Source organism: Gordonia sp. YY1 (assembly GCF_009872315.1).
Taxonomy (GTDB): Bacteria; Actinomycetota; Actinomycetes; order Mycobacteriales; family Mycobacteriaceae; genus Gordonia; species Gordonia amicalis.
In genome coordinates, this window is the sequence record NZ_WXYI01000016.1 from 61,603 (window position 1) to 83,629 (window position 22,027).

General features: G+C 67.4%; 21 protein-coding genes. 14 read left to right on the plus strand and 7 right to left on the minus strand.

Annotated elements, in window-relative coordinates:
• The first annotated feature begins 2 nt into the window (after positions 1-2).
• The 5 genes from BPODLACK_RS18435 to BPODLACK_RS18455 all read left to right on the plus strand — a co-directional run bounded on the left by BPODLACK_RS18435 (position 3) and on the right by BPODLACK_RS18455 (position 5,016).
• Positions 3-908, plus strand: coding sequence for a cation diffusion facilitator family transporter (locus tag BPODLACK_RS18435; RefSeq protein ID WP_024500486.1), 906 nt, complete (start codon positions 3-5; stop codon positions 906-908).
• Between the two features lie 152 nt (positions 909-1,060).
• Entirely contained in the window at positions 1,061-2,191 is a 1,131-nt protein-coding gene (locus BPODLACK_RS18440) for a sulfate ABC transporter substrate-binding protein (protein ID WP_442903277.1), read from the plus strand.
• Positions 2,188-3,084 (plus strand): sulfate ABC transporter permease subunit CysT, encoded by an 897-nt coding sequence (cysT, locus tag BPODLACK_RS18445; RefSeq protein WP_096274174.1) that lies wholly within the window; start codon positions 2,188-2,190, stop codon positions 3,082-3,084. Before BPODLACK_RS18440 ends, cysT begins: the two co-directional genes overlap by 4 nt.
• Positions 3,081-4,019, plus strand: coding sequence for a sulfate ABC transporter permease subunit CysW (gene cysW, locus BPODLACK_RS18450; RefSeq protein ID WP_024500483.1), 939 nt, complete (start codon positions 3,081-3,083; stop codon positions 4,017-4,019). Before cysT ends, cysW begins: the two co-directional genes overlap by 4 nt.
• A gap of 1 nt (position 4,020) precedes the next feature.
• The gene (locus tag BPODLACK_RS18455) at positions 4,021-5,016 is read left to right on the plus strand and encodes a sulfate/molybdate ABC transporter ATP-binding protein (RefSeq protein ID WP_024500482.1); all 996 of its coding nucleotides are present in this window, start codon (positions 4,021-4,023) and stop codon (positions 5,014-5,016) included.
• A 33-nt stretch (positions 5,017-5,049) separates the two neighbouring features.
• Here BPODLACK_RS18455 and BPODLACK_RS18460 read toward each other — a convergent pair whose 3' ends face one another.
• Entirely contained in the window at positions 5,050-7,071 is a 2,022-nt protein-coding gene (locus BPODLACK_RS18460) for a glycoside hydrolase family 15 protein (protein WP_024500481.1), read from the minus strand.
• Between the two features lie 95 nt (positions 7,072-7,166).
• Here BPODLACK_RS18460 and BPODLACK_RS18465 point away from each other — a divergent pair, with 95 nt between their 5' ends.
• Complete coding sequence (locus BPODLACK_RS18465; protein WP_006434857.1) at positions 7,167-7,367, plus strand: hypothetical protein; 201 nt, start codon at positions 7,167-7,169, stop codon at positions 7,365-7,367.
• 86 nt (positions 7,368-7,453) lie between these two features.
• Here the strand turns inward: BPODLACK_RS18465 and BPODLACK_RS18470 are convergent, their stop codons facing one another.
• From BPODLACK_RS18470 to BPODLACK_RS18490, 5 genes are read right to left on the minus strand one after another with little or no spacing between them, the layout of a single operon-like run.
• On the minus strand, positions 7,454-8,200 hold the full coding sequence (locus BPODLACK_RS18470; RefSeq protein ID WP_159405907.1) for a sirohydrochlorin chelatase: 747 nt from the start codon (positions 8,198-8,200) through the stop codon (positions 7,454-7,456).
• A complete protein-coding gene (locus BPODLACK_RS18475) occupies positions 8,197-9,492 on the minus strand; it encodes a sulfate adenylyltransferase subunit 1 (RefSeq protein WP_159405908.1) in 1,296 nt (431 codons plus the stop codon). Before BPODLACK_RS18475 ends, BPODLACK_RS18470 begins: the two co-directional genes overlap by 4 nt.
• 1 nt (position 9,493) lies before the next feature.
• Positions 9,494-10,450 carry a sulfate adenylyltransferase subunit CysD gene (cysD, locus tag BPODLACK_RS18480; RefSeq protein WP_375295626.1) on the minus strand — a complete coding sequence of 319 codons (957 nt, stop codon included), beginning with the start codon at positions 10,448-10,450 and terminating at the stop codon, positions 9,494-9,496.
• Positions 10,432-11,184: a phosphoadenylyl-sulfate reductase gene (locus BPODLACK_RS18485; protein ID WP_024500477.1), complete on the minus strand. Its 753-nt coding sequence runs from the start codon at positions 11,182-11,184 to the stop codon at positions 10,432-10,434. The genes cysD and BPODLACK_RS18485 overlap by 19 nt, the downstream gene beginning before the upstream one ends.
• Positions 11,181-12,923: a nitrite/sulfite reductase gene (locus BPODLACK_RS18490; protein WP_024500476.1), complete on the minus strand. Its 1,743-nt coding sequence runs from the start codon at positions 12,921-12,923 to the stop codon at positions 11,181-11,183. The genes BPODLACK_RS18485 and BPODLACK_RS18490 overlap by 4 nt, the downstream gene beginning before the upstream one ends.
• A 398-nt stretch (positions 12,924-13,321) precedes the next feature.
• Here BPODLACK_RS18490 and hemW point away from each other — a divergent pair, with 398 nt between their 5' ends.
• Positions 13,322-14,533 carry a radical SAM family heme chaperone HemW gene (hemW, locus tag BPODLACK_RS18495; RefSeq protein ID WP_159405909.1) on the plus strand — a complete coding sequence of 404 codons (1,212 nt, stop codon included), beginning with the start codon at positions 13,322-13,324 and terminating at the stop codon, positions 14,531-14,533.
• Positions 14,534-14,611: 78 nt separating this feature from the next.
• Here hemW and BPODLACK_RS18500 read toward each other — a convergent pair whose 3' ends face one another.
• Complete coding sequence (locus BPODLACK_RS18500) at positions 14,612-15,115, minus strand: type II toxin-antitoxin system VapB family antitoxin (RefSeq protein ID WP_159405910.1); 504 nt, start codon at positions 15,113-15,115, stop codon at positions 14,612-14,614.
• Positions 15,116-15,220: 105 nt separating this feature from the next.
• On the opposite strand from BPODLACK_RS18500, the gene hrcA reads away from it, so the two are divergent.
• The 7 genes from hrcA to ybeY all read left to right on the plus strand — a co-directional run bounded on the left by hrcA (position 15,221) and on the right by ybeY (position 22,025).
• The gene (gene hrcA, locus BPODLACK_RS18505) at positions 15,221-16,255 is read left to right on the plus strand and encodes a heat-inducible transcriptional repressor HrcA (protein ID WP_024500473.1); all 1,035 of its coding nucleotides are present in this window, start codon (positions 15,221-15,223) and stop codon (positions 16,253-16,255) included.
• 170 nt (positions 16,256-16,425) lie between these two features.
• Positions 16,426-17,583 (plus strand): molecular chaperone DnaJ, encoded by a 1,158-nt coding sequence (dnaJ, locus tag BPODLACK_RS18510; protein ID WP_159405911.1) that lies wholly within the window; start codon positions 16,426-16,428, stop codon positions 17,581-17,583.
• Positions 17,580-18,329, plus strand: a complete 750-nt coding sequence (locus BPODLACK_RS18515) for a 16S rRNA (uracil(1498)-N(3))-methyltransferase (RefSeq protein WP_159405912.1) — start codon at positions 17,580-17,582, stop codon at positions 18,327-18,329. The genes dnaJ and BPODLACK_RS18515 overlap by 4 nt, the downstream gene beginning before the upstream one ends.
• Complete coding sequence (locus tag BPODLACK_RS18520) at positions 18,326-19,120, plus strand: alpha/beta hydrolase family protein (RefSeq protein ID WP_159405913.1); 795 nt, start codon at positions 18,326-18,328, stop codon at positions 19,118-19,120. Before BPODLACK_RS18515 ends, BPODLACK_RS18520 begins: the two co-directional genes overlap by 4 nt.
• 559 nt (positions 19,121-19,679) lie before the next feature.
• Positions 19,680-20,213, plus strand: a complete 534-nt coding sequence (locus BPODLACK_RS18525) for a hypothetical protein (protein ID WP_236577716.1) — start codon at positions 19,680-19,682, stop codon at positions 20,211-20,213.
• A gap of 145 nt (positions 20,214-20,358) precedes the next feature.
• A complete protein-coding gene (locus BPODLACK_RS18530) occupies positions 20,359-21,447 on the plus strand; it encodes a PhoH family protein (protein WP_024500469.1) in 1,089 nt (362 codons plus the stop codon).
• Complete coding sequence (ybeY, locus tag BPODLACK_RS18535) at positions 21,444-22,025, plus strand: rRNA maturation RNase YbeY (protein ID WP_006434870.1); 582 nt, start codon at positions 21,444-21,446, stop codon at positions 22,023-22,025. The genes BPODLACK_RS18530 and ybeY overlap by 4 nt, the downstream gene beginning before the upstream one ends.
• The last annotated feature ends 2 nt before the right edge of the window (positions 22,026-22,027 follow it).

The following is a 22,027-nucleotide window of genomic DNA, read 5'->3' on the forward strand; positions in this document are numbered from 1 at the left end:
TCATGACGAGCAACCATCGCCGGAACCTGTCACGGTTCGCAATGCTCAGCATCGTGACCGCCGTCGCGGTCTTCGGACTCAAACTGCTCGCCTGGTGGGTCACCGGGTCCGTGGGGCTGTTGTCCGACGCGCTCGAGTCGATCGTCAACGTCATCGCCGCGGTGGGTGCGTTCGTCGCCCTACGGGTCGCGGCGAAACCGCCGGACCAGCGTCACAACTTCGGGCACACCAAGGCCGAGTACTTCTCGGCGGTCTTCGAGGGTGTGCTGATCGTCGTCGCAGCGGTCATCATCGTGGCAACCGCGGTGGACCGGCTCATCAACCCGCGTGAGCTCGAGGAAGTCGGACTCGGCCTCGGCATATCCGTGGGAGCCACGGTCCTGAACGCGGCGGTGGCCTGGATTCTCATCAGCGCCGGCCGGAAACACCGCTCGTTGACCCTCGAGGCCGACGGCAAGCACCTGATGACCGATGTGTGGACGACCGTGGGCGTCGTCGTGGGCGTGTTCCTGGTCGCGTGGACCGGTTGGCTCCCGCTCGACCCGCTGATCGCCATCGCGGTCGCCGTCAACATCATGGTCGTCGGCACCCAACTCGTGTGGCGGTCGGGCGCCGGTCTGATGGATTCCGCACTACCGGCAGAACAGCGCAGCGCGATCAACGACGTGCTCGACCGGCACCGCGCCGACGGCATCGTCTTCCACGACATCCGCACGCGCGAGGCCGGTCACCAGAGATTCGTGCAGTTGCACATGCTGGTGCCGGGGGACTGGTCGGTACAGCGCGCCCATGACCTCACCGAGGTCGTCGAAGACGATCTGCATGCCGCGGTCCCCGATCTGAACATCACGACACACCTCGAACCGGTCAACGATCCGCGGGCCTACGAGGACTGGCGGCTGGAGTAGCGCGACGTGTGCCGGCCGCCCGCAAGTGTGGCCTGGGCAGAGTTTCGATCTCACTGATTTGAAATCCGATGACGATCACGCTGGTTGCTAGCGTGGTTCGGTCCGCCGGTCACAGCCCGTACCGACCGGTCCCGTTGAGTCTTGGAGGAAGAGTGAGCGCTGGTCCAGCCACACGGCGCGGCATCCGTCGGGCGAGCACCGCTGTGCTGGTGACCTTGCTGGCTGCGGTGATGGTGGTCGTCGCGGGCTGCGGTGGCGGATCGACCGACGAACCCGGCGGAGTGGACATCTCGAGCGGTGATCGACACCTCGATCTGGTCGCCTACGCAGTCCCCAAGATCGGCTTCGACGAGATCATCCCGGCCTTCCGCGAAACGCCGGAGGGTCGTGACATCGGCTTCTCGGCGTCGTACGGCGCGTCCGGTGACCAGTCGCGCAAGGTGGCGCGTCGTGTTCCGGCCGACGTGGTGAACTTCTCGGTCGAGCCAGACATCACCCGACTGGTGAAGGCGGGTCTGGTCGACGAGGACTGGAAGAAGCAGGCTCCCAACAACAGCACCCCGTTCGGGTCGGTCGTCGCGCTGGTGGTCCGCAAGGGCAACCCGAAGAACATCCGCGACTGGGCGGATCTGCTGAAGCCCGGCGTGCAGGTGGTCACCCCGAATCCGGGCAGCTCCGGCTCGGCGAAGTGGAATCTGCTGGCACCGTACGCCGCGATCAGCGACGGCGGTCGCAACCCGCAGGCCGGCCTCGACTACGTGGCCGAACTGGTGCGTGACCACATCAAGGTGGTCCCCAAGTCGGGTCGCGAAGCCACCACGGCCTTCGAGCAGGGCCAGGGCGATGTGCTGATCAGCTACGAGAACGAGGCGATCATGCTCGACCGGGCGAACGCCACCGCCGGTCCGAACAATGAGGTCGAGTACGTGATCCCGCCGCAGACGTTCAAGATCGAGAACCCGGTCGCGGTGATCAACACCTCCGACGACCTCGCCGGCGCACGGTCGTTCGTGGACTTCCTGTTCACCCCGGAGGCGCAACGAATCTGGGCCGAGCAGGGCTTCCGGCCCGTCGACCCGGCGGTCATCGCCGAGACCCGGAACCTGTTCCCGGGTGACATCGCGAAGCTGTGGACGATCGCCGAACTCGGCCAGGTACTCGGGGAGGGAACCGCCGAGGAGAACGACGGCAAGGACCTGACGGGTTGGAAGGCCGTGGACGACGCCCTGTTCGGGAAAAAGGGCGCCATCACCAAGATCTACGACTCAGGGGGTAAGCAGTGACCTCGGTCGATCCTGTCGGAACACCGGTCACGGCCCCGGACACCGGCTCGCCGGTCCCCGATGCCGGACCGCCGCGCGGATTCCTCGGACGCTCGCGGACGTTCGCCGGCGTGAGCCCGATGACCATCGGCATCGCCTGGCTCTGGCTCAGCATCATCGTGCTGCTCCCACTGGCCGCGATCACGGTGCAGTCCTTCGACGATGGCTGGAGCGGTTTCTGGGAGGCCATCTCCGCGCCCGTCGCGGTGGACGCCATCTGGATCACGGTCCTCGTGTCCGTGGTGGCCGCGCTCATCAACGTCGTGTTCGGCACCCTGATCGCGTGGGTGCTGGTGCGCGACGAGTTCCCCGGTAAGGGATTCGTCAACGCGATCATCGACCTGCCGTTCGCACTGCCGACGATCGTTGCCAGCCTCGTGCTGCTGTCGCTGTACGGGCCGAACAGTCCCATCGACATCCAGCTCAACGCCACCAAGCCGGCACTGGTGATCGCGCTGACCTTCGTCACCCTGCCGTTCGTGGTGCGCCAGGTACAGCCGGTGCTCATCGAACTCGACGTCGATGTCGAGGAGGCCGCTGCGGTGCTCGGCGCCAACAACGCCACGATCTTCCGCAAGATCGTCCTGCCGGCACTGCTGCCGGCGATCCTGACCGGTGCCGGCCTCGCGTTCACCCGTGCGATCGGTGAATTCGGTTCGGTGGTGCTCATCGGCGGCAACATTCCCGGAGACACCCAGGTGGCGTCGCAGTACATCCAGCAGCAGGTCGAGATCGACGCACCGGTCGACGCGGCCGCGATCTCGGTGGTACTGCTGCTGATTGCCTTCGTCACCCTGCTCGTCCTGCGTGTCGCGGGCCGGTGGCAGTCCAAGCGGGAGGACGCAGACCGATGAAGGTTTCACCGCTGACCAGGTACGGGCTGCGCACCGTCGCGCTGGTCTACCTGTTCATCCTGCTGGTCGTCCCGGTCGGCACCATCTTCTATCGCTCCTTCGAACACGGCATCGTCCAGTTCTGGGAGTGGATCACCACTCCCGCGGCCATCTCTGCGCTCCAGCTCAGTCTGCTCATCGTCGCGATCGTGGTGCCGCTCAACGTGGTGTTCGGGGTGATCACGGCGCTGGCACTGGCCCGCGGCCGGTTTCCCGGCAAGGGTCTCCTGCAGGCGGTCGTCGACCTGCCGTTCGCGGTGTCGCCGGTGGTCGCCGGTGTCGCGCTGATCCTGTTGTGGGGCCACGGGGGCTGGTTCGGCGGCGTCGAGAGTCTCGGATTCCGGATCATCTTCGGCTTCCCCGGCCTGGTGCTGGCCACGCTGTTCGTCACCCTGCCGTTCGTCGCCCGTGAGGTCGAACCGGTGTTGCGTGAGATCGGCACCGAACAGGAGGAGGCGGCCGCGACGCTGGGAGCGAACTCGTGGCAGGTCTTCTGGCGGATCACCCTTCCGGCGATCCGCTGGGGTCTGACCTACGGCATCGTCCTGACCGTCGCCCGAGCGCTCGGTGAATACGGTGCGGTGACCATGGTCTCGTCGAACTATCCCGGTGTCTCCCAGACGCTGACCCTGTTGGTTCACTCCCGCTACACCGACGACTACAACGAGTTCGGCGCCTACGCGGCGGCGACGCTGCTGATGTTCGTCGCCATCCTGGTGCTCGTGCTCATGTCGCTCATCGAGCGCCGCGCCAAGTCCCGTCTCGTCGACGCCAGTGAATCCACCTCGGGCGACGCCGAACTCACCGAAGTCGACCTGACCCCGCCGCACGGGCCGGAGTCCGTCGACGCCAAGCAGGTCGTCCACTCGAACGCCCACAACAAGGAAGGCGTGTGACATGTCCATCCAGGTGATCGGTGCGAACAAGCGCTACGGCGACTTCGCCGCCCTCGACAACGTCTCCATCGACATCCCGGACGGGCAGCTGACCTCGCTGCTGGGTCCGTCGGGTTCGGGGAAGTCGACTCTGCTGCGCGCGATCGCCGGCCTCGACACACTGGACTCGGGCATCGTCCGCATCAACGACAACGACGTGTCGCAGAAGTCGCCGCAGAAGCGCGACATCGGATTCGTGTTCCAGCACTACGCCGCGTTCAAACACCTCACGGTGCGCGACAACATCGCCTTCGGCCTCAAGATCCGCAAGCGGTCCAAGAAGGAGATCGACGCGAAGGTCGACCAGTTGCTCGAGGTGGTCGGACTGACCGTCTTCCAGCAGCGGTTCCCGGCACAGCTGTCGGGCGGTCAGCGGCAGCGTATGGCGCTGGCCCGCGCACTCGCCGTCGACCCCAAGGTGCTGCTCCTCGACGAACCGTTCGGTGCGCTCGACGCGAAGGTGCGAGATGACCTGCGCCGCTGGCTACGTCGACTGCATGAAGAGGTCCACGTCACCACCGTGCTGGTCACCCACGACCAGCAGGAGGCGCTCGACGTGAGTGACCGCATCGCTGTCCTGAACAAGGGGCGCATCGAGCAGGTCGGCACTCCCGACGACCTCTACGACCGCCCGGCCAACGAGTTCGTCGCGTCGTTCCTCGGGTCCACGGTGCGTCTGAACGGCGAACTCGTCCGCCCACACGACATCCGGATCGGACGTACCCCGGAGATGGCGTCGCCGGCGGCCGACGCGTCCCTCGACACCGGTGTGATCAAGGCGACCGTCCTGCGTGTGGTCAACCTCGGCTTCGAGACCCGGGTTGAGCTCGTCGCCGCGACGACGGGTGACGAGTTCGCGGCCCAGATCACCCGAGGGGACCAGAACGCCCTCAACCTGAAGACCGGCGAGACCGTGTACGCGCGGGCCACCAAGGTCGCCGCCCTGACCGAGATCTGAGACCTGGCCCGGTAAGAGCACACCGGCCGGTTCTCAGTGATTCGCCGGCTGGAACGTGTGCTGGTGCTCGGCCTCCTCGGCGCGGATGACGTGCATGACCGCGTTGATCAGCGCCAGGTGGGTGAACGCCTGCGGGAAGTTCCCGAGCTGCTGACCGGTCTTCGCATCGATCTCCTCCGCGTACAGCTTGAGCGGACTCGAGTAGGACAGGAGACGTTCGCACAGGGTCTTGGCCCGCTCCAGCTCACCGATCTCGACCAGTGCCGACACCAGCCAGAACGAACAGATCGTGAAGGTGCCCTCCTCGCCGGTGAGGCCGTCGTCGGTCTCCTCGACCTTGTAGCGAAGTACGAGACCGTTGTCGGTGAGTTCGTCGGCGATCGCGAGAACCGTTGCGCGGACGCGGTAGTCGTCGGGCGGCAGGAACCGCAGGAGGGGTACGAGGAGCAGTGAGGCGTCGAGGGCGTCGTCGCCATAGCGCTGGGTGAAGACCCCGCGGTCGTTGACGCCATGGGCCAGGACGTCGGCCTTGATCTCGTCGGCGATCGCCGCCCACTCCCGGGCATGGGTGTCCTCGCCGTGCATGGTGGCGAGGCGGGAACCGCGATCCAGTGCCACCCAGCACATCACCTTCGACGAGGTGAAGTGCTTCGGTTCGCCGCGAACCTCCCAGATGCCGCGATCGGGGTCGCGCCAGTGCTCGATCGCCTCCTCGACCTGCGCCTTGAGGACGGGCCACAGGGTCTCGGGGACGGACTCGTGGGACTTGATGTTGAGGTACACCGAGTCGAGCATCGTGCCCCAGATGTCGTGCTGCGCTTGGTTGTACGCGCCATTGCCGATCCGGACCGGGCGTGCGCCGTCGTAGCCGGAGAGGTGGGTGAGTTCCTCCTCCTCGAGGGTCCGCTCGCCGCCGACCCCGTACATCACCTGCAGCGGATGGCGTTCACCGTTGGTGATGCCCGAGACATCGGCGATGAAGGAGAAGAAGTCGTCGGCCTCACGGTCGAGGCCCAGCGTGTACAGACCCCACAGGGCGAACGTCGAATCACGCACCCACGCATAGCGGTAGTCCCAGTTGCGTTCGCCCTGAGGGGTTTCCGGCAGCGAAGTGGTCGCGGCGGCCAGCAGGGCGCCGGTCGGGGAGTAGGTGAGTCCCTTGAGGGTGAGCGCGGAGCGCTGCAGATGGGAGCGCCACGGATGGTCGGGGAAGGTTCCGATGTTGATCCACTGCCGCCACGATTCGGCCGTGGACCACATCTTCTGGGCCGCCTCGTCCCAGTTCTGCGGTGCCGGGAACCGAGACCAGCTCAACGCGACGAACCGGTTGTCGCCCTCGACGAGGCGGGTGCGGGCACGTGCCTCTCGGCCCTCGAGCCCGAGGCGGAGGTCGGTCGTGAGCTTGAGGGTCGGGGTGTCGGCGTCGGTGTCCCGGGCGGTGGCGATGGCCTCGCCGTACGCCGGACCCGAGTACTCCCACTTGGTCGTCCCGCGGTGGTAATCGAACGCCGGCTCACAGCTCATGTGCAGTTCGACAGTGCCGGATACACAGCGCACCGTGCGGAGCAGGATGTGCTCGGCATCCCAGTCGGTGGGCGTGCGGCGATGGGTACGCGAGCGTCGGTCGTTGTCGTGCCACGGGCCCATGACCAGGGCATCGCGCACGATGATCCAGCCGGTGTCGGTCTGCCAGGTCGTCTCGACCATCAGGCTGCCCGGCAGGTACCGGCGATCGACGGGCACGTTGACGCCGTACGGCGCGAGGCGGAAGTGGCCGGCGCTCCGATCGAGCACCGCCCCGAAGACGCTCGGCGAATCGGGTCGCGGCACGCACATCCACTCGACCGAACCGTTGCGGGCGATCAGGCAGTTCGTCTCGGTGTCGGACAGGAACGCGTAGTCGCCGATGGGTGGGAAGGCGCTCCCGTGCGCCGGGTTGGTCGGGGGCATCGGCGCCGGTCCCGGGACGCTGACTCGTGCGGCGTCGGTGCCGGCGCCCGGTGCGGAGGTCGCCGTCGGCAGGGACGTTACGGTGGAGTCATCTGCAACAGACATGGGATCTATCATTGCGACGGGCGCTGTCCGACGCCAGTCGGCCTCGACGGGGCCGGGCAGACGGATGATCCGAATCGGACGGACGAGGTGATGAGGTGACGGCGTTCTTCGCCTGGTGGGACGGTGTGGAGGAGTGGCTGACCGGCCTTTCCTTCGTTCCGCAGCTCTTGGTCACCGTCGCCGTGGTGATTCCGGTCGCGATCCTGATCGCCTATGTTCTCAGTCTCATGGTCGATCTGGCGGCGACGCTGTTCGACCGCAGACGCTTCGCCGACGACGATGGGACCGGACTGTGAAACTACTGCGCTCGCCGGTCACCCTCGCGCTGCTGGCGCTGCTGGTCCTCGTCGTGATCGCCTGGCTCGTCACGATCTAGGAGTCGTCACCGTGACGCGGTGACCGCCCGATCCCGTGCGGCCGCGCGATAGAGGCTGCAGATGCCCCCGATGACATCGGGGTGCGCGCCGAGCGGGCCGGCCACGAGCATTTCCTCGACCAGCGCGTCGAGAGCGGTCTCGACCCGCTCGATCAGCAGACCCGCCGACAGGAAGTACGGACTGAGCGCGACGCGCTCGGCACCGGCGGCGCGGAGCCGGCGGACAGCCGAGGCGACCGCGCGGTCACCGGAACCGAGTTTGGTCGCAAAGACCACCTCGACCGGTCGATGCAGGTGGGTCGAGAGCTCGAGGGCCCTCCGCCGGACGTGACGGTCGGCGGACTCGTCGGAGGAACCCACCGCCGACAGGATCACGCCGTCGCGCTCGTCGAGGCCGGCTTCGAGCAGACGGTCGGCGAGGGCCGCGGTGAACGACCGCGTTCCGATGACATCGGTCTGATGCGCGAACGGCCGGTGCTCGGCGATGATCGCCGGCAGGTCGATCTTGTGGTGATAACCCGCGGACAGCAGCAACGGAACCACAACAGGATCCCCGCCCGTACCATCCCCGCCGGCTTCGTTCCCGGTCCGACCGAGGACATCGCCGACGAGCGGCTCGTCGAGGTCGAGATAGGACAGGACCACCTCGACGCCCGGCAGGGTCGCCGCGACGGCGTCGCGCACACGGCGTGCGGTCGCGCCGAAGCGCGGATCGCGACTGCCGTGTGCGACGAGGACGAGGGCCGGATTCACACCAACTCTTTGAGGTGCAGCGGCGCGAGCGCGTCACCGACCAGGCCGGCTGCGAGGGTGTTGCCACCCTGCGGGTCGATCAGCAGGAAGCTGCCCGACTCGCGGTTCACCTGATAGTCGTCGGCCGGGATCGGCTCGGCGGTCTGCACCGAGATCCGCACGATCTGGTTGAGTTCCACCGATTCCGGAGCCTGCTCCAGCGCGAGGTTCTGTTCGTCGAAGAGCGCGTCGAGCCCGCCGACGATGGCCTGCGTGGTCTTGGTGCCGTGCTTGAGGAGCAGGCGGGCACCGGGGCGCAACGGTTTCTCGGCGAGCCAGCACACGGTGGCGGTGAACTGCTGCACCGGCTCCGGAGCGTCAGCCGCAGCCGCGATCAGGTCGCCGCGCGAGATGTCGACGTCGTCGGCGAGCAGGATCGTGACGCTGCGTCCGGTGTGCGCGGTCTCCAACGGTCCGTCGGCGGTGTCGATCTGGCTGACGGTGGTCCGCTGACCCGACGGCAGGACGACGACCTCGTCACCGACCGACACCCGGCCGGCCGCGATCTGACCTGCGTAACCGCGGTAGTCGGGGTACTCGGGGGTGCGGGGACGGATCACGTACTGCACCGGGAAACGCAGTCCCACCGGGGCGCGCTCGGTGAGGTTCGGCACCGTCTCGAGGTGCTCGATGAGGGTCGGGCCATCGTAGAACGGCGTGTTCTCCGAACGGTTCGCGATGTTGTCGCCGTGCAGCGCCGACACGGGGATCGCGGTGACCTGCTCGTCCGACCAGCCCAGCGAGCGCGTCAGCTCGGCGAACTCGGCGGAGATCGCGGCGAACACCGACGCCTGATCGGAGACGAGGTCGATCTTGTTGACCGCCAGCACGAGCTGCGGAACACCGAGCAGGGCCATCACCGCGGCGTGGCGACGGGTCTGCGAGACGACGCCGTTGCGGGCGTCGACGAGCAGGATCACCAGCTGCGCGGTGGAGGCGCCGGACACCGTGTTACGCGTGTACTGCACGTGTCCGGGGGTGTCGGCGAGCACGAAAGAGCGTGCGGGCGTCGCGAAGTAGCGGTACGCCACGTCGATGGTGATGCCCTGTTCGCGCTCGGCCCGCAGGCCGTCGACGAGCAGCGACAGGTCGGGCCCCTCGAGTCCACGGTCGACCGACGCCTTGGTCACTGCGTCGATCTGATCGGCCAGAACGGACTTCGTGTCGTACAGCAGGCGGCCGACGAGCGTCGACTTGCCGTCGTCCACACTGCCCGCGGTGGCGATGCGGAGAAGGTCGGGTGCGTGCCTCATGTCAGAAATATCCTTCGCGCTTGCGGTCTTCCATGGCGGCCTCGGAGACCCGGTCGTCGCCACGGGTGGCGCCGCGCTCGGTCAGCCGCGACGCGGCCACCTCGTCGAGCACGGCCTCGTTGTCGGCGGCGTCGGAGAGCACCGCGCCGGTCGACGAGCCGTCGCCGACGGTGCGGTAGCGCACCGAGAGGCGTTGCAGCTCTTCGCCTTCACGGGGTCCACCCCAGACGCCGGGAGTCATCCACATGCCGTCCCGCAGGAAGACGTCACGTTCGTGGGCGTAGTAGATCGAGGGGAGCAGAACCTGCTCGCGGGCGATGTAGCGCCAGATGTCGAGCTCGGTCCAGTTCGACAGCGGGAACACGCGCACGTGCTCGCCCGGTGCGTGCCGGCCGTTGTAGAGGTTCCACAGCTCGGGACGCTGACGCTTCGGGTCCCACTGGCCGAAGGCGTTGCGCAGCGAGAAGATCCGCTCCTTGGCGCGCGACCGCTCCTCGTCGCGGCGGCCACCGCCGAAGACCGCGTCGAAGCGGTTCTCGGTGATCGCGTCGAGCAGCGGGATGGTCTGCAGCGGGTTGCGGACGCCGTCGGGGCGCTCGGTCAGCCGGCCGTCGGCGAGGTAGTCCTCGACCTTGGCGACGTGCAGGCGCAGGTTGTGACGCTCGACGACGTTGTCGCGGAACTCGAGGACCTCGGGCAGATTGTGGCCGGTGTCGACGTGCAGCAGCGAGAACGGCAGCGGCGCAGGCCAGAACGCCTTGAGTGCGACGTGGAGCAGGACGGTGGAGTCCTTGCCACCGGAGAACAGGATCACCGGGCGCTCGAATTCGCCTGCCACCTCACGGAAGACGTGAATGGCCTCGGATTCGAGGGCATCGAGCGTGGTGAAGTCGTCGGCCTCGGCGGAGACGGTTGTGTCGTGGACGGGTTCGGTGACGGTCATGCGTGGAGCCCACATTCTGTCTTGGCGCGGCCGGCCCAGCGGCCACTGCGCGGATCGGATCCGGGTTCGGGTTTGGCGGTGCACGGTGCACAACCGATCGAGGGGTAGCCCTCGTCGACCAACGGGTTGACCAGCACTCCGTTGGAGTCGATGTAGTCCTGCATCGTCTCGTCGGACCACGGTGCGATCGGGTTGATCTTGACGAGCCCGAAGCCCTCGTCGAACGAGATGAGCGGCGCGTTGGCCCGGGTCGGCGCCTCGACGCGGCGGATGCCGGTGATCCAGGCGTCGTAACCCGCCAGACCCGCCTTGAGCGGGACGACCTTGCGCAACCGGCAGCACTCGCCGGGGTCGCGTGCGAAGAGGTTGCGGCCCAACAGTTCGTCCTGTTCGGCGACGGTGTGCTCGGGGGTCAGGTTGACCATGTCCACGCCGTACACCTGCTCGACGGCGTCACGGGTGCCGATCGTCTCGGCGAAGTGGTAGCCGGTGTCGAGGAACAGGACCTTGACCGGGTCGCCGCCGAGGAGTTCGCGGTCGACGTTCTTGACCGCGAGGTCGACGAGGGCGGCGTCCTGCATGTTCGACGCAACGACGAAGTTGGTGCCGAAGGTCTCTGCGGTCCACCGGATGAGTTCCTCCGGGGTGGCATCGGGGCCGAGGTCGGCGGCGCCTTTCGCCGCGATCGCGCGGAGTTCCTCCTCGCTGTACCGCCGGCCGGTGTCCGGGGCAGAGGTACTGATGGTCATCGGAGAGCCTCCTCGTCGGCACGAACGGCCCACTGCGCGAACCGTTCACCCTCTTGACGCTGGTCCACGAAGTTGCGGACCACGCGCTCGATGTAGTCGCCGAGCTCGGTCCCCATCACCTTGTGCTGGCGCAGCTTGCGACCGAAACCCGAGTCCAGGCCGAGGCTGCCGCCCAGGTGGACCTGGAAGCCGTCGGTCTGGTTGCCGTCGGCGTCCTCGACGAGCTGCCCCTTGAACCCGATGTCGGCGATCTGCGACCGTCCACACGAGTTGGGGCAGCCGTTGATGTTCACCGTGATCGGCACGTCGAGCTTCGAGTTGATGTCCGCGAGCCGCTCGTCCAGCTCGGGGGCGAGGACCTGCGACCGCTTGCGGGTCTCGGTGAACGAGAGCTTGCAGAACTCGATACCGCTGCACGCCAGGAGATTCCGGCGCCACTGCGTCGGGCGGCCGTGCAGGCCGAGCGGCTTGAGCTCGTCGATCAGCCAGTCCACCTTGTCGTCGGGGACGTCGAGCACGATCAGCTTCTGATACGGGGTGAAGCGGACGCGGTCGGAACCGACCGCGGCGACGGCCTCGGCGGTCTTGGTCAGGATGGTGCCCGAGACGCGGCCGGCGATGGGGGAGAAGCCGATCGCGTTGAGTCCGTTGCGCAGCTTCTGCACACCGATGTGGTCGATCGGGCGCTCGGGCTGTTCCGGAGCCGGGCCGTCGATCAGCTTGCGGCCGAGGTATTCGTCCTCGAGCACCTGACGGAACTTCTCGATGCCCCAGTCCTTGATGAGGAACTTCAGACGGGCCTTGGCGCGGAGACGTCGGTATCCGTAGTCGCGGAAGATCGAGACCACGGCCTCCCACACGTCGGGCACCTCGTCGAGCGGGACCCAGGCGCCGACGCGCTGGGCGAGCATCGGGTTGGTGGACAGTCCGCCACCGACCCAGAGGTCGAGACCCGGGCCGTGCTCGGGATGTACGACGCCGACGAAGGCGACGTCGTTGATCTCGTGCACCACGTCCTGCTGGCCCGAGATCGCGGTCTTGAACTTGCGCGGCAGGTTCGAATACTTCGGGTCGCCGATGTAGCGGCGGACGATCTCGTCGATGGCCGGGGTGGGATCGAGGACCTCGTCGAGGGATTCACCGGCGAGTGGCGAGCCCAGCACGACGCGGGGGCAGTCGCCGCAGGCCTCGGTGGTCTTGAGTCCGACACCTTCGAGACGTTCCCAGATCGTCGGGACGTCCTCGATCCGGATCCAGTGGTACTGGACGTTCTGGCGGTCGGAGAGGTCGGCGGTGTCGCGGGCGAACTCGGTGGAGAGCTCGCCGAGGGTGCGCAGCTGCTCGACGTTCAGCGCGCCGGCGTCGCAGCGCACGCGCATCATGAAGTGGCTGTCTTCGAGGAGGTCGATGTTCTCGTCGCCGGTCCAGGTGCCGTCGTAGCCCTCGGCGCGCTGGGTGTAGAGGCCCCACCAGCGCATCCGGCCGCGCAGGTCCTGCTTGTCGATGGAGTCGAAGCCCTGCTTGGAGTAGATGTTCTCGATGCGGGCGCGCACGTTGAGCGGGTTGTCGTCCTTCTTGACCTGCTCGTTCGGGTTCAGCGGCTCGCGGTAACCGAGCTTCCACTGGCCTTCGGCGCGGCGCTTGACCGGGCGCGCCTTGCGGGCGGGACGAGCGCGCTTCTCGGCGGCCGGAGCGGGAACGGCATCGGGCACAGCTGGGGCATCAGTTGTGGACGTCATGAAATCTCCTGTGCCGGCGCACAGGGGCCGGCTTCAATCGCACGAAAAGGTGGGCTGAAACGTGCCGGCATCCCTGGATTCAGGGATCAATCGGGGCCGAGACGTCGCTAGACGCGACAGAAAGCGCTGTTGACGCGCTTGAGATCAATGTGGCGACGCGCTGCGAGCCACACCCCGGGGAAAATCACGGGGTCCATAGTGCCACGATCATCATCGCCTCGTCTACTTGGGGTTATTTTCCATCACGATGATGGAAAACGCGGCGGCGCGGGTGGGGCCGGAGGTCCTACCTGAGCCGGTCAAGCAGCCCGGCCGCCTGGTTGTTCCCCGGCCCCACCGACGAGGGGGACAGAACGCGACGATTTCGGTGCGGACGCCGAGGTCGGCATGATGGAACGGTGAACGTCGACATCGAAGCGCCCACCCGAGAGCTCACCACCGAGCTCGTCGCCGGGGCCTGCCGCGACGTCGACCCCGAGGTTCCGTTCGGTCTCTACCTGCACGTCCCGTTCTGTGCCACCCGCTGCGGCTACTGCGATTTCAACACCTATACCGCGGGGGAGCTGGGTTCGACGTCGTCGCCGGAGTCGTGGCAGCAGGCCGTGGCCGCGGAACTGGAGTCGGCCGCGCGGCTGTTGCAGCCGGCGAGGAAGGTGTCGACGATCTTCGTCGGCGGCGGCACGCCGTCGCTGCTCGGTGCCGACGGTCTCACGCGATTGCTCGACGCGGTGCGCGCCCACTTCGACCTCGCTCCCGACGCGGAGGTCACCACCGAGTCGAACCCGGAGTCGACGTCGCCGGACTTCTTCGAGCAGCTGCGCGCCGCCGGGTTCACCCGGATCTCACTCGGCATGCAGTCCGCGGCCCAGCATGTCCTCAAGGTCCTCGACCGGGTCCACACGCCGGGACGGGCGGTCGCCGCGGCGCGGGAAGCCCGGGCGGCCGGCTTCGAACACGTCAACCTCGACCTGATCTACGGCACGCCCGGCGAGACCGACGCCGACCTGCACGCCACCCTCGACGCCGTGCTGTCCGCGGGTGTCGACCATGTGTCGGCCTATGCGCTCATCGTCGAGGACGGCACGGCCCTGGCGCGTCGAATCCGGCGCGGCGAGATGCCCGCACCGGACGACGACGTCCTCGCCGACCGCTACAAGATCCTCGACGACCGGTTGAGCGCCAACGGTTTCGGCTGGTACGAGGTGTCGAACTGGGCACTCGACGACGCCGGTGCGTGCCGGCACAACATCGCCTACTGGAACAGTCACGACTGGTGGGGGATCGGTCCCGGCGCGCACTCGCATGTCAACGGGGTGCGCTGGTGGAACGTGAAGCATCCGGCGCGCTATGCGCAGACGCTCGGTGAGGGTGTGTTGCCCGCCGCGTCGTCGGAGGAACTCACCGCCGAGGACCGCCACATGGAGGCGGTCATGCTCACCACACGGTGCCGTACCGGACTGCCGGGCGGGCTGCTCGACGACACCGAACGCGCGAACGCCAATGCGCTCTGCGCCGACGGCCTGATGACCTCGACCGGGGACGCCTACGTCCTCACCGACGCCGGCCGGCTCCTCGCCGACGGTGTGATCCGCCGCGTCCTCTGGGGCTGACCCGCTCCTCCCCAAACCCTCCACTTCTCGGCAGATCCTCCACCGCGTGGCGGGTGGGTTCGGCGAAAAGTGGTGGGTCTACCAGGGCCGGTCGGGGCGAGTCGGCCTCGTCCAGCCCGTGGACTGGGGGCCTCGACGATGGGCGCCGCCGCCGCTGTGCGGGTCGGGGGCGCCACGGTTCGGCCGGACCGGTTCGGACGGGACGTCGACGACGCGGGGACGCGCCGGGATCTCGGCGGTGTCGTCGAGCTGCTCCTCCAGAGGGCGGGCGCCCTCGGAGAGGTCGAGGGCGTCGAGGTCGAGGGTGCGCGCGTGGATGATGTTGCGGTTCCGCAGCGCCGAGCGCACGGCGCGATGCAGTCCGTCCTCGAGGTAGAGCTCGCCCTCCCAGCGCACGACATGCGCGAACAGGTCGCCGTAGAACGTCGAGTCCTCGCTCAGCAGCTTGTCCAGGGCCAAGACCTTGGTCAGCGTGGTCAGCTGGTCGAGCCGCAGCTGACGCGGCGGGATCTTCGCCCAGCCCCGCGTCGACAGCTTGTGGTCGGGATAGGGCTTACCCTCCCGTACCCCCTTGAAGATCATATGACTCCGCGCCGGTTTCGTAGTATGGAACCTACCCAGTATGGGACGTACCCAACTCTATGGCCCAACTCCATGGACCGGGACTCGGATCAGGAGGTGTACCGCGTGTCCACTACGGACGACCGTAGGTTCGAGATCCTCCGCGCGATCGTGACCGACTACGTCGAATCGCAGGAGCCCATCGGATCGAAGGCACTCGTCGAACGACATCAGCTAGGGGTGTCGAGCGCCACCGTTCGCAACGACATGGCGGTGCTCGAGGCCGAGGGGTACATCACCCAGCCGCACACCAGCTCCGGCCGCGTCCCCACGGACAAGGGCTACCGGATGTTCGTGGACCGCATCAGCGAGATCAAACCGCTCTCCTCCGCCGAACGACGGGCCATCCTGTCGGTGCTCGACTCCGGAGTCGACCTCGACGACGTGCTGCGGCGCTCGGTGAAGCTGCTGGCCCAGCTGACCCGTCAGGTGGCGGTCATCCAGTACCCCGTCCTGTCGGTTTCGCGCGTTCGGCATCTCGAGGTCGTGTCCCTCTCGCCGTCGCGATTGCTGCTCGTGGTGATCGTCGACAACGGCCGGGTCGAACAGCGCATGGTCGCGCTGAACGAGGATCACGACGAGGGGGACATCGCGCGCCTGCGCGACATGTTCTCCGCGGCACTCCACGGCAAACGACTGGAAGAAGCGTCGGCGGCGGTCGCGGAACTCGCCAACTCCGCACCCGACGACATCCGCGGCGCGGTCCTCAACATCGCGACGGTTCTCGTCGAGACCCTCGTCGAACGCGGCGACGACCGTCTCGTGTTGGGCGGCACCTCGAACCTCGCGCGGTCGGCGGCCGACTTCACGCCCGTCGTCGGCGGCATGGACACCGTGCTCGAAGCACTCGAGGAGCAGGTCGTCGTGCTCAAGATCCTGGCCACGACGCAGGACATGGGCCAGGTCACCGTGCAGATCGGAGAAGAGACGCAGACCGAGAACCTGCGTGGAACCTCGGTGGTGTCCACAGGGTACGGTGCATCGGGAACCGTGTTCGGCGGCGTCGGTGTGCTCGGCCCCACACGGATGGACTATCCGGGAACCATCGCCTCGGTCGCAGCCGTTGCCAAATACATCGGTGAGGTGCTCGCCGAACGATGACCGCCGCCCCGGCGACGGACGTCGGGTGAGGGCATCGACCGGTCGTCGGCAGAACGAGTGGTTCCACTGCGTACCGCGCGGACAGACGTCCACCCCGATGAGGCACGCACCGCGTGGGCACCACCCGAGACCGCTTGGGTACCAAACTGAACCGAAGGATCACTACAACCGTGGCACGTGACTATTACGCAATCCTGGGTGTGGCGAAGGGTGCCAGTGACCAGGAGCTCAAGCGCGCCTACCGCAAGAAGGCCCGCGAACTTCACCCCGACGTCAACCCGGGCAAGGAAGACGAGTTCAAGGAAGTCAGCACCGCCTACGAGGTGCTGACCGACCCGGAGAAGCGTCGCATCGTCGACGCCGGAGGCGACCCCCTGGCGGGTGCGGGCGCCGGCGGTTTCGGCGGGGGCGGCGGCGGCTTCGGCGACGTTTTCGAGGCGTTCTTCGGCAACGGCGGCGCCTTCGGTGGCGGCGGCGGATTCGGCTCGGGGCGCGGTCCCCGCTCGCGCGTCCAGCCGGGTGAGCCCGCGCTGGTCAACGTCAAACTCGATCTCGCCGAGTGTGCCAAGGGCGTCAACAAGGAGATCACCGTCGACACCGCGATCCTGTGCGACGCGTGCACCGGGTCGGGAACCAACGGCGACAGCAAGCCGGTTGCCTGCGACACCTGCAACGGGGCCGGCGAGATCCAGTCGGTGCAGCGGTCGTTCCTCGGTCAGGTCATGACCGTGCGCGAGTGCCCCACCTGTCACGGCGTCGGCGAGGTCATCCCCGACCCCTGTCACAAGTGCGGCGGCGACGGTCGTGTGCGCTCGCGCCGCACCATGACCGTCCGCATCCCGGCCGGTATCGAGAGCGGCATGCGGGTCCGGCTCAGCGGTCAGGGCGAGGTCGGTCCCGGAGGCGGGCCCGCCGGCGATCTCTACGTCGAGGTCACCGAACGCCCGCACGAGGTCTTCCTGCGTGACAAGGACGACCTGCACTGCACGGTGAAGGTGCCGATGGTCGACGCCGCGCTCGGCGCCGAGTTCGACGTCGAGACCATCCTCGGCGACCCGGTCACCGTCACGATCGCACCGGGGACGCAGCCCGGTCAGGTCGTCAAGCTGCGCGGCCAGGGCATGCCGCACGTCAGTTCGGGTGTCCGCGGCAACCTGCACGTCCACCTCGACGTGGTCGTCCCGACCAAGCTCGACGGTGCCCAGACCGACGCCCTCAAGAAGTTCCAGACGGTGGCGCAGGACGAGATCGAGGTGGTCAACACCTCGGCCGCGTCCGCTCCGGGCGGCCTCTTCTCACGACTGCGCAACGCGTTCGCGGGCAAGTGAGCCCACCGCTTTTCTGGGCGGACTCCGTCCCTGCCCCGGGGGCCGACCTCGTTCTCAGCGGACCAGAGGGCCGGCACGCGGTGACGGTCGCGCGGCTCGGGGCGGGGGAGCGCATCCTCGTCGGGGACGGCGCCGGTTCGGTCGCCGGGTGCGAGATCCGGGAGATCACCGGGAAGGACACCCTCGTCGCCTCGGTGCGTGAGTTCTCGTTCCAGGCGCGCCCCACCCCGCAGGTGACCGTCGTCCAGGCGTTGCCGAAGTCCGAACGGTCCGAACTCGCCGTCGACCTCGCGACCGAAGCGGGCGTCGACGTCATCGTGCCGTGGCAGGCCATGCGTTGTGTCGCCCGATGGACGGGCAAGGCGGACAAGGGCGTTGCCAAGTGGAGGGCCGCCGCGTCGGCCGCCGCGAAGCAGAGCCGGCGGCCGTGGATCCCCGAGGTCACCGAGCTCGCCTCGACCATCGACGTCCGCGCGCGGTGTGCCGACGCGGTCGCCGGCGGTGGTGTCGTCGCCGTGCTGCACGAGGAGGCCGCCCGGCCCCTTGCCGAGCTGCCGCTCGCCGATGCGAGCGAGATCGTGCTCGTCGTGGGTCCCGAAGGCGGACTCGACGACACCGAGGTTGCTGACCTCACCGCGCTCGGAGCGCACTCGGTGGTGCTCGGCCCGGAGGTCCTGCGGACCTCCACGGCGGCCGCGGTCGCGCTGGGTGCGATCGGCGTGCTGACCCGACGGTGGTCGCGGTGAGTGCCGTCCGACGCTGCGCCGTACGCCGCACCAAGATCGAATACGGCACCGAGCCTTCACAATTCGGCCACCTCTACGTGCCGCGTGACGTTCTCGACCCCGCGACCCCGGCCCGTGTGGTCGTGCTCGTCCACGGCGGTTCGTGGTCGGTGGAGTACGGCTCCACGATCCAGACCGCGGTCGCCCGCACGATGGCCGAGCGCGGTGCGGTCGTGTGGAACATCGAATATCGCCGCGTCGGGGAGCCCGGCGGCGGCTGGCCGAACACCGGCCGCGACGTGGTCGACGCGATCCGTGCCATCGACGGCCCGGTGCGCGAGGCGCTGCAGGAGCAGGAGGTCGACCTCGCCGCAGTCGACTTCTCCACCGTGGGCGTGGTCGGGCACTCGGCCGGCGGCCAGCTCGCGGTGTGGGCCGTCGGCAAGCTGGGGGCGCGGACCGCCTCGACCACCATCACCACCGTCGTCGCCCAGGCAGCGGTCCTCGACACGGTTTCCGCGGCGGACAAACAATCCCTACGGGCCCTCATGGGGCGGCCGTACAGCGCGTCGCCGCGCCGCTACGAGGAGGCCTCGCCCATGCTCGCGCCGGTCTTCGACGCGCACGTGGTCGCGATCACCGGCGACGAGGACGACCTGGTACCCGACGTGGTGAGCCGTCGCTACGTAGACGACGCGATCTCTCGCGGACAGTCGGCCGAACTGATCGTCGTACCGGGTGAAGGTCACGAGGCCTTCGTCGACCCGCGCAGCGGGTGCGCCCGGCAGACGATCCGGGTCCTGGGGATCTGATCGACCGGTATGTCCGTTCGGCGAGCATACTGAGACGCTGACAGTCGATTTGCGGACACGGAGAAGTGCCAGGCTGCGATCTCGGGGTTGGCGAGCGTCGCGGGCGGCACCGCCCTTGGAGCAGTCGGAGGCCTGGTTCCCATTCCCGTTGTCGATGTTGCAGCGGCTGGTGTCGGCACTGTCGCAGGATCGTGGTTGTTCGGATTCCTCGGCTCCGAGTTGGGAAGGGCTGTCTGCTATGACTGACGAACAGGCGGTCCCGGAATGGGAGGCGATCCGAGTCCAAACCCGATTGGCGTATGTTGCCCTGATCTTCTTCGGATCGCTCGGTCTTTTCTGGCTGTGGCACCTGGCGCGATCGCTGGCTGACGGTCGCTACTTGGACGCGGCGTTCTACGTTTGCGCGTCGGCGGCGTGCGTCGCGGTGCTCTGGGCGTCTGGACTCGTATTGAGGAACCGTGCGCGGTCTACGGCGGCTCCAGGGGCCGCTGATTCGTTACCAGGTGGGATACGGTTCTCGACATCGCGTGGACTTCGGGTGGCGTACCGAGCGGCTTTGATGCTGATTACCGTCTCGTCCGGCTTGTTCGCTGTCGGAATGTGGCTGGGACAGTTCGATTTTCCGATGAGCCCGGGACAGGCACTGATCTTTCCCTGGGTTGGAGCCGCAATTGCCGGCTACTCGGCTTGTGCCCTTGCCTGGTTCGCAACGGGGCTCCTGCGGTATCCCTGTATCGAGGTTTCCCCGGCTGGTTTGAAGGTCACCGGGTTCCGATCGAAGCAAACGGTCAAGTGGGAGGATGTTGCAGACATCGTTCCTCTTGCGGAGGGCAAGAACCCTGAAATCGATGTCGTCCTGAACGATCGGGCACGGGCCGACGTCGACATCTTTTATCGGGGCCCCCTGGCCCCGTCGTATATGCATGCTCAGCGTTCGGTACACATCACGGCTGATCTGTTTGCGGTTGGCGCTCTGCCCCTGCTCGACTTCCTCGACTACTACGCGTTCAGCCCTGAGGACCGTGCAGAGCTTGCTGATGGTCGTGCGCTGCGACGGTTGGCTTCGATGGGTCAGCCGACACCAGACGTTTGACACCGGTCAAGAAATATTGCCTGCTGACCGGCCGTTGCATAGCGATACACTGTTCACACAGCTGTGTGTTTCCTTCAGTGAATTCTCACTGTGAGGTGACGGACGCGCAGCCCACAACCGCAGACCACCAGGAGTGATTTCATACGTGAGTGACGACAACCCCGACCCGAGCGGGCAATCCAGCCGTACGCAGCCGCGCCGGTCTGGGGTCACATCCACCGTCGAAGTCTCTCCCGGAGTGGTGTTCGGGCTGCTCGGCGCCAGTGACGTCAACCTTCGGACGCTCGAGCAGCTGCTGCCCGCCGACATCCACGTGCGTGGCAACCAGGTGACGCTGACCGGCGAGCCCGCCGATGTCGCCGCCTCCGAACGTGTCATCGCCGAACTCACCGACCTCGTCGGACGTGGCACCCCGCTGACCCCGGACCTCGTCCGGCACAGCGTGTCGATGCTCTCCGACGGCAGCCAGGAGTCGCCCGCCGAGGTGCTGTCGTTGGACATCCTGTCGCGCCGCGGCAAGACGATCCGACCCAAGACGCTGAACCAGAAGCACTACGTCGACGCGATCGACAATCACACCATCGTCTTCGGTCTGGGGCCGGCCGGTACCGGCAAGACCTACCTCGCGATGGCCAAGGCCGTGCAGGCGCTGCAGTCGAAATCGGTCAACCGCATCATCCTCACTCGTCCCGCCGTCGAGGCCGGCGAACGTCTCGGCTTCCTGCCGGGCACGCTGAGCGAGAAGATCGACCCGTACCTGCGCCCGCTCTACGACGCGCTGCACGACATGATGGACCCCGAGGCGATCCCGAAGCTGATGGCCGCCGGGGTCATCGAGGTTGCGCCGCTGGCCTACATGCGCGGGCGGACCCTCAACGACGCCTTCATCATCCTCGACGAGGCGCAGAACACGACGAGCGAACAGATGAAGATGTTCCTGACGCGCCTGGGCTTCGGCTCCAAGGTCGTCGTCACCGGCGATGTCACCCAGGTGGACCTGCCGGGCGGCGCGAAGAGCGGCCTGATGGCGGCGACAGCGATCCTCGAGGGCATCGACGACATCCACTTCTCCCGTCTCACCAGCCAGGACGTCGTCCGGCATCGTCTGGTCGCCGACATCGTCGACGCCTACGGGCGCGCGGAGGAATCCCAGCGAGCCGGTGCACGCATCGATGCCGCGATCGGCGGCAACCGCGCGGCGCGTCGTGCGGCTTCCCACGGACGTCGCTCATGAGCATCGAACTGGCCAACGAGTCCGGGGTCGAGGTCCCGGCCGAGCTGATCATCGACGCCGCACGTTTCGCCGTGAACGCGATGGACGTCAACCCCGGCGCGCTCCTGTCGGTCCTCTGCGTCGACGAGGACACCATGGCCGACATGCACGTCCAGTGGATGGACCTGCCCGGACCCACCGACGTGATGAGCTTCCCGATGGACGAGCTCGTCCCGGGCGGCCGACCCGACGCCACGGATCTGGGACCGGCCATCCTCGGCGACATCGTTCTGTGCCCCGAGTTCGCACGGAAGCAGGCCCGCGAGGCGCGCAGGTCCTTCGAACACGAGCTCGCGATGCTCACCATCCACGGTGTGCTCCATCTCCTCGGTTACGACCACGCCGAACCCGAGGAAGAGCGCGAGATGTTCGGGCTGCAGAACGAGATCCTCGACGCGTTCTATGCCGAGCGGAACCGGCGCGCGCAGGAACAGCGGCAGACCGATCGTGATTCGCGGTTGCTGTCCAACATCGGATTCACCGGGACCGAACAGGGAACCGGGGACGCGGGGGCGACCGGACGGTCCGAGGAGGACTGAGC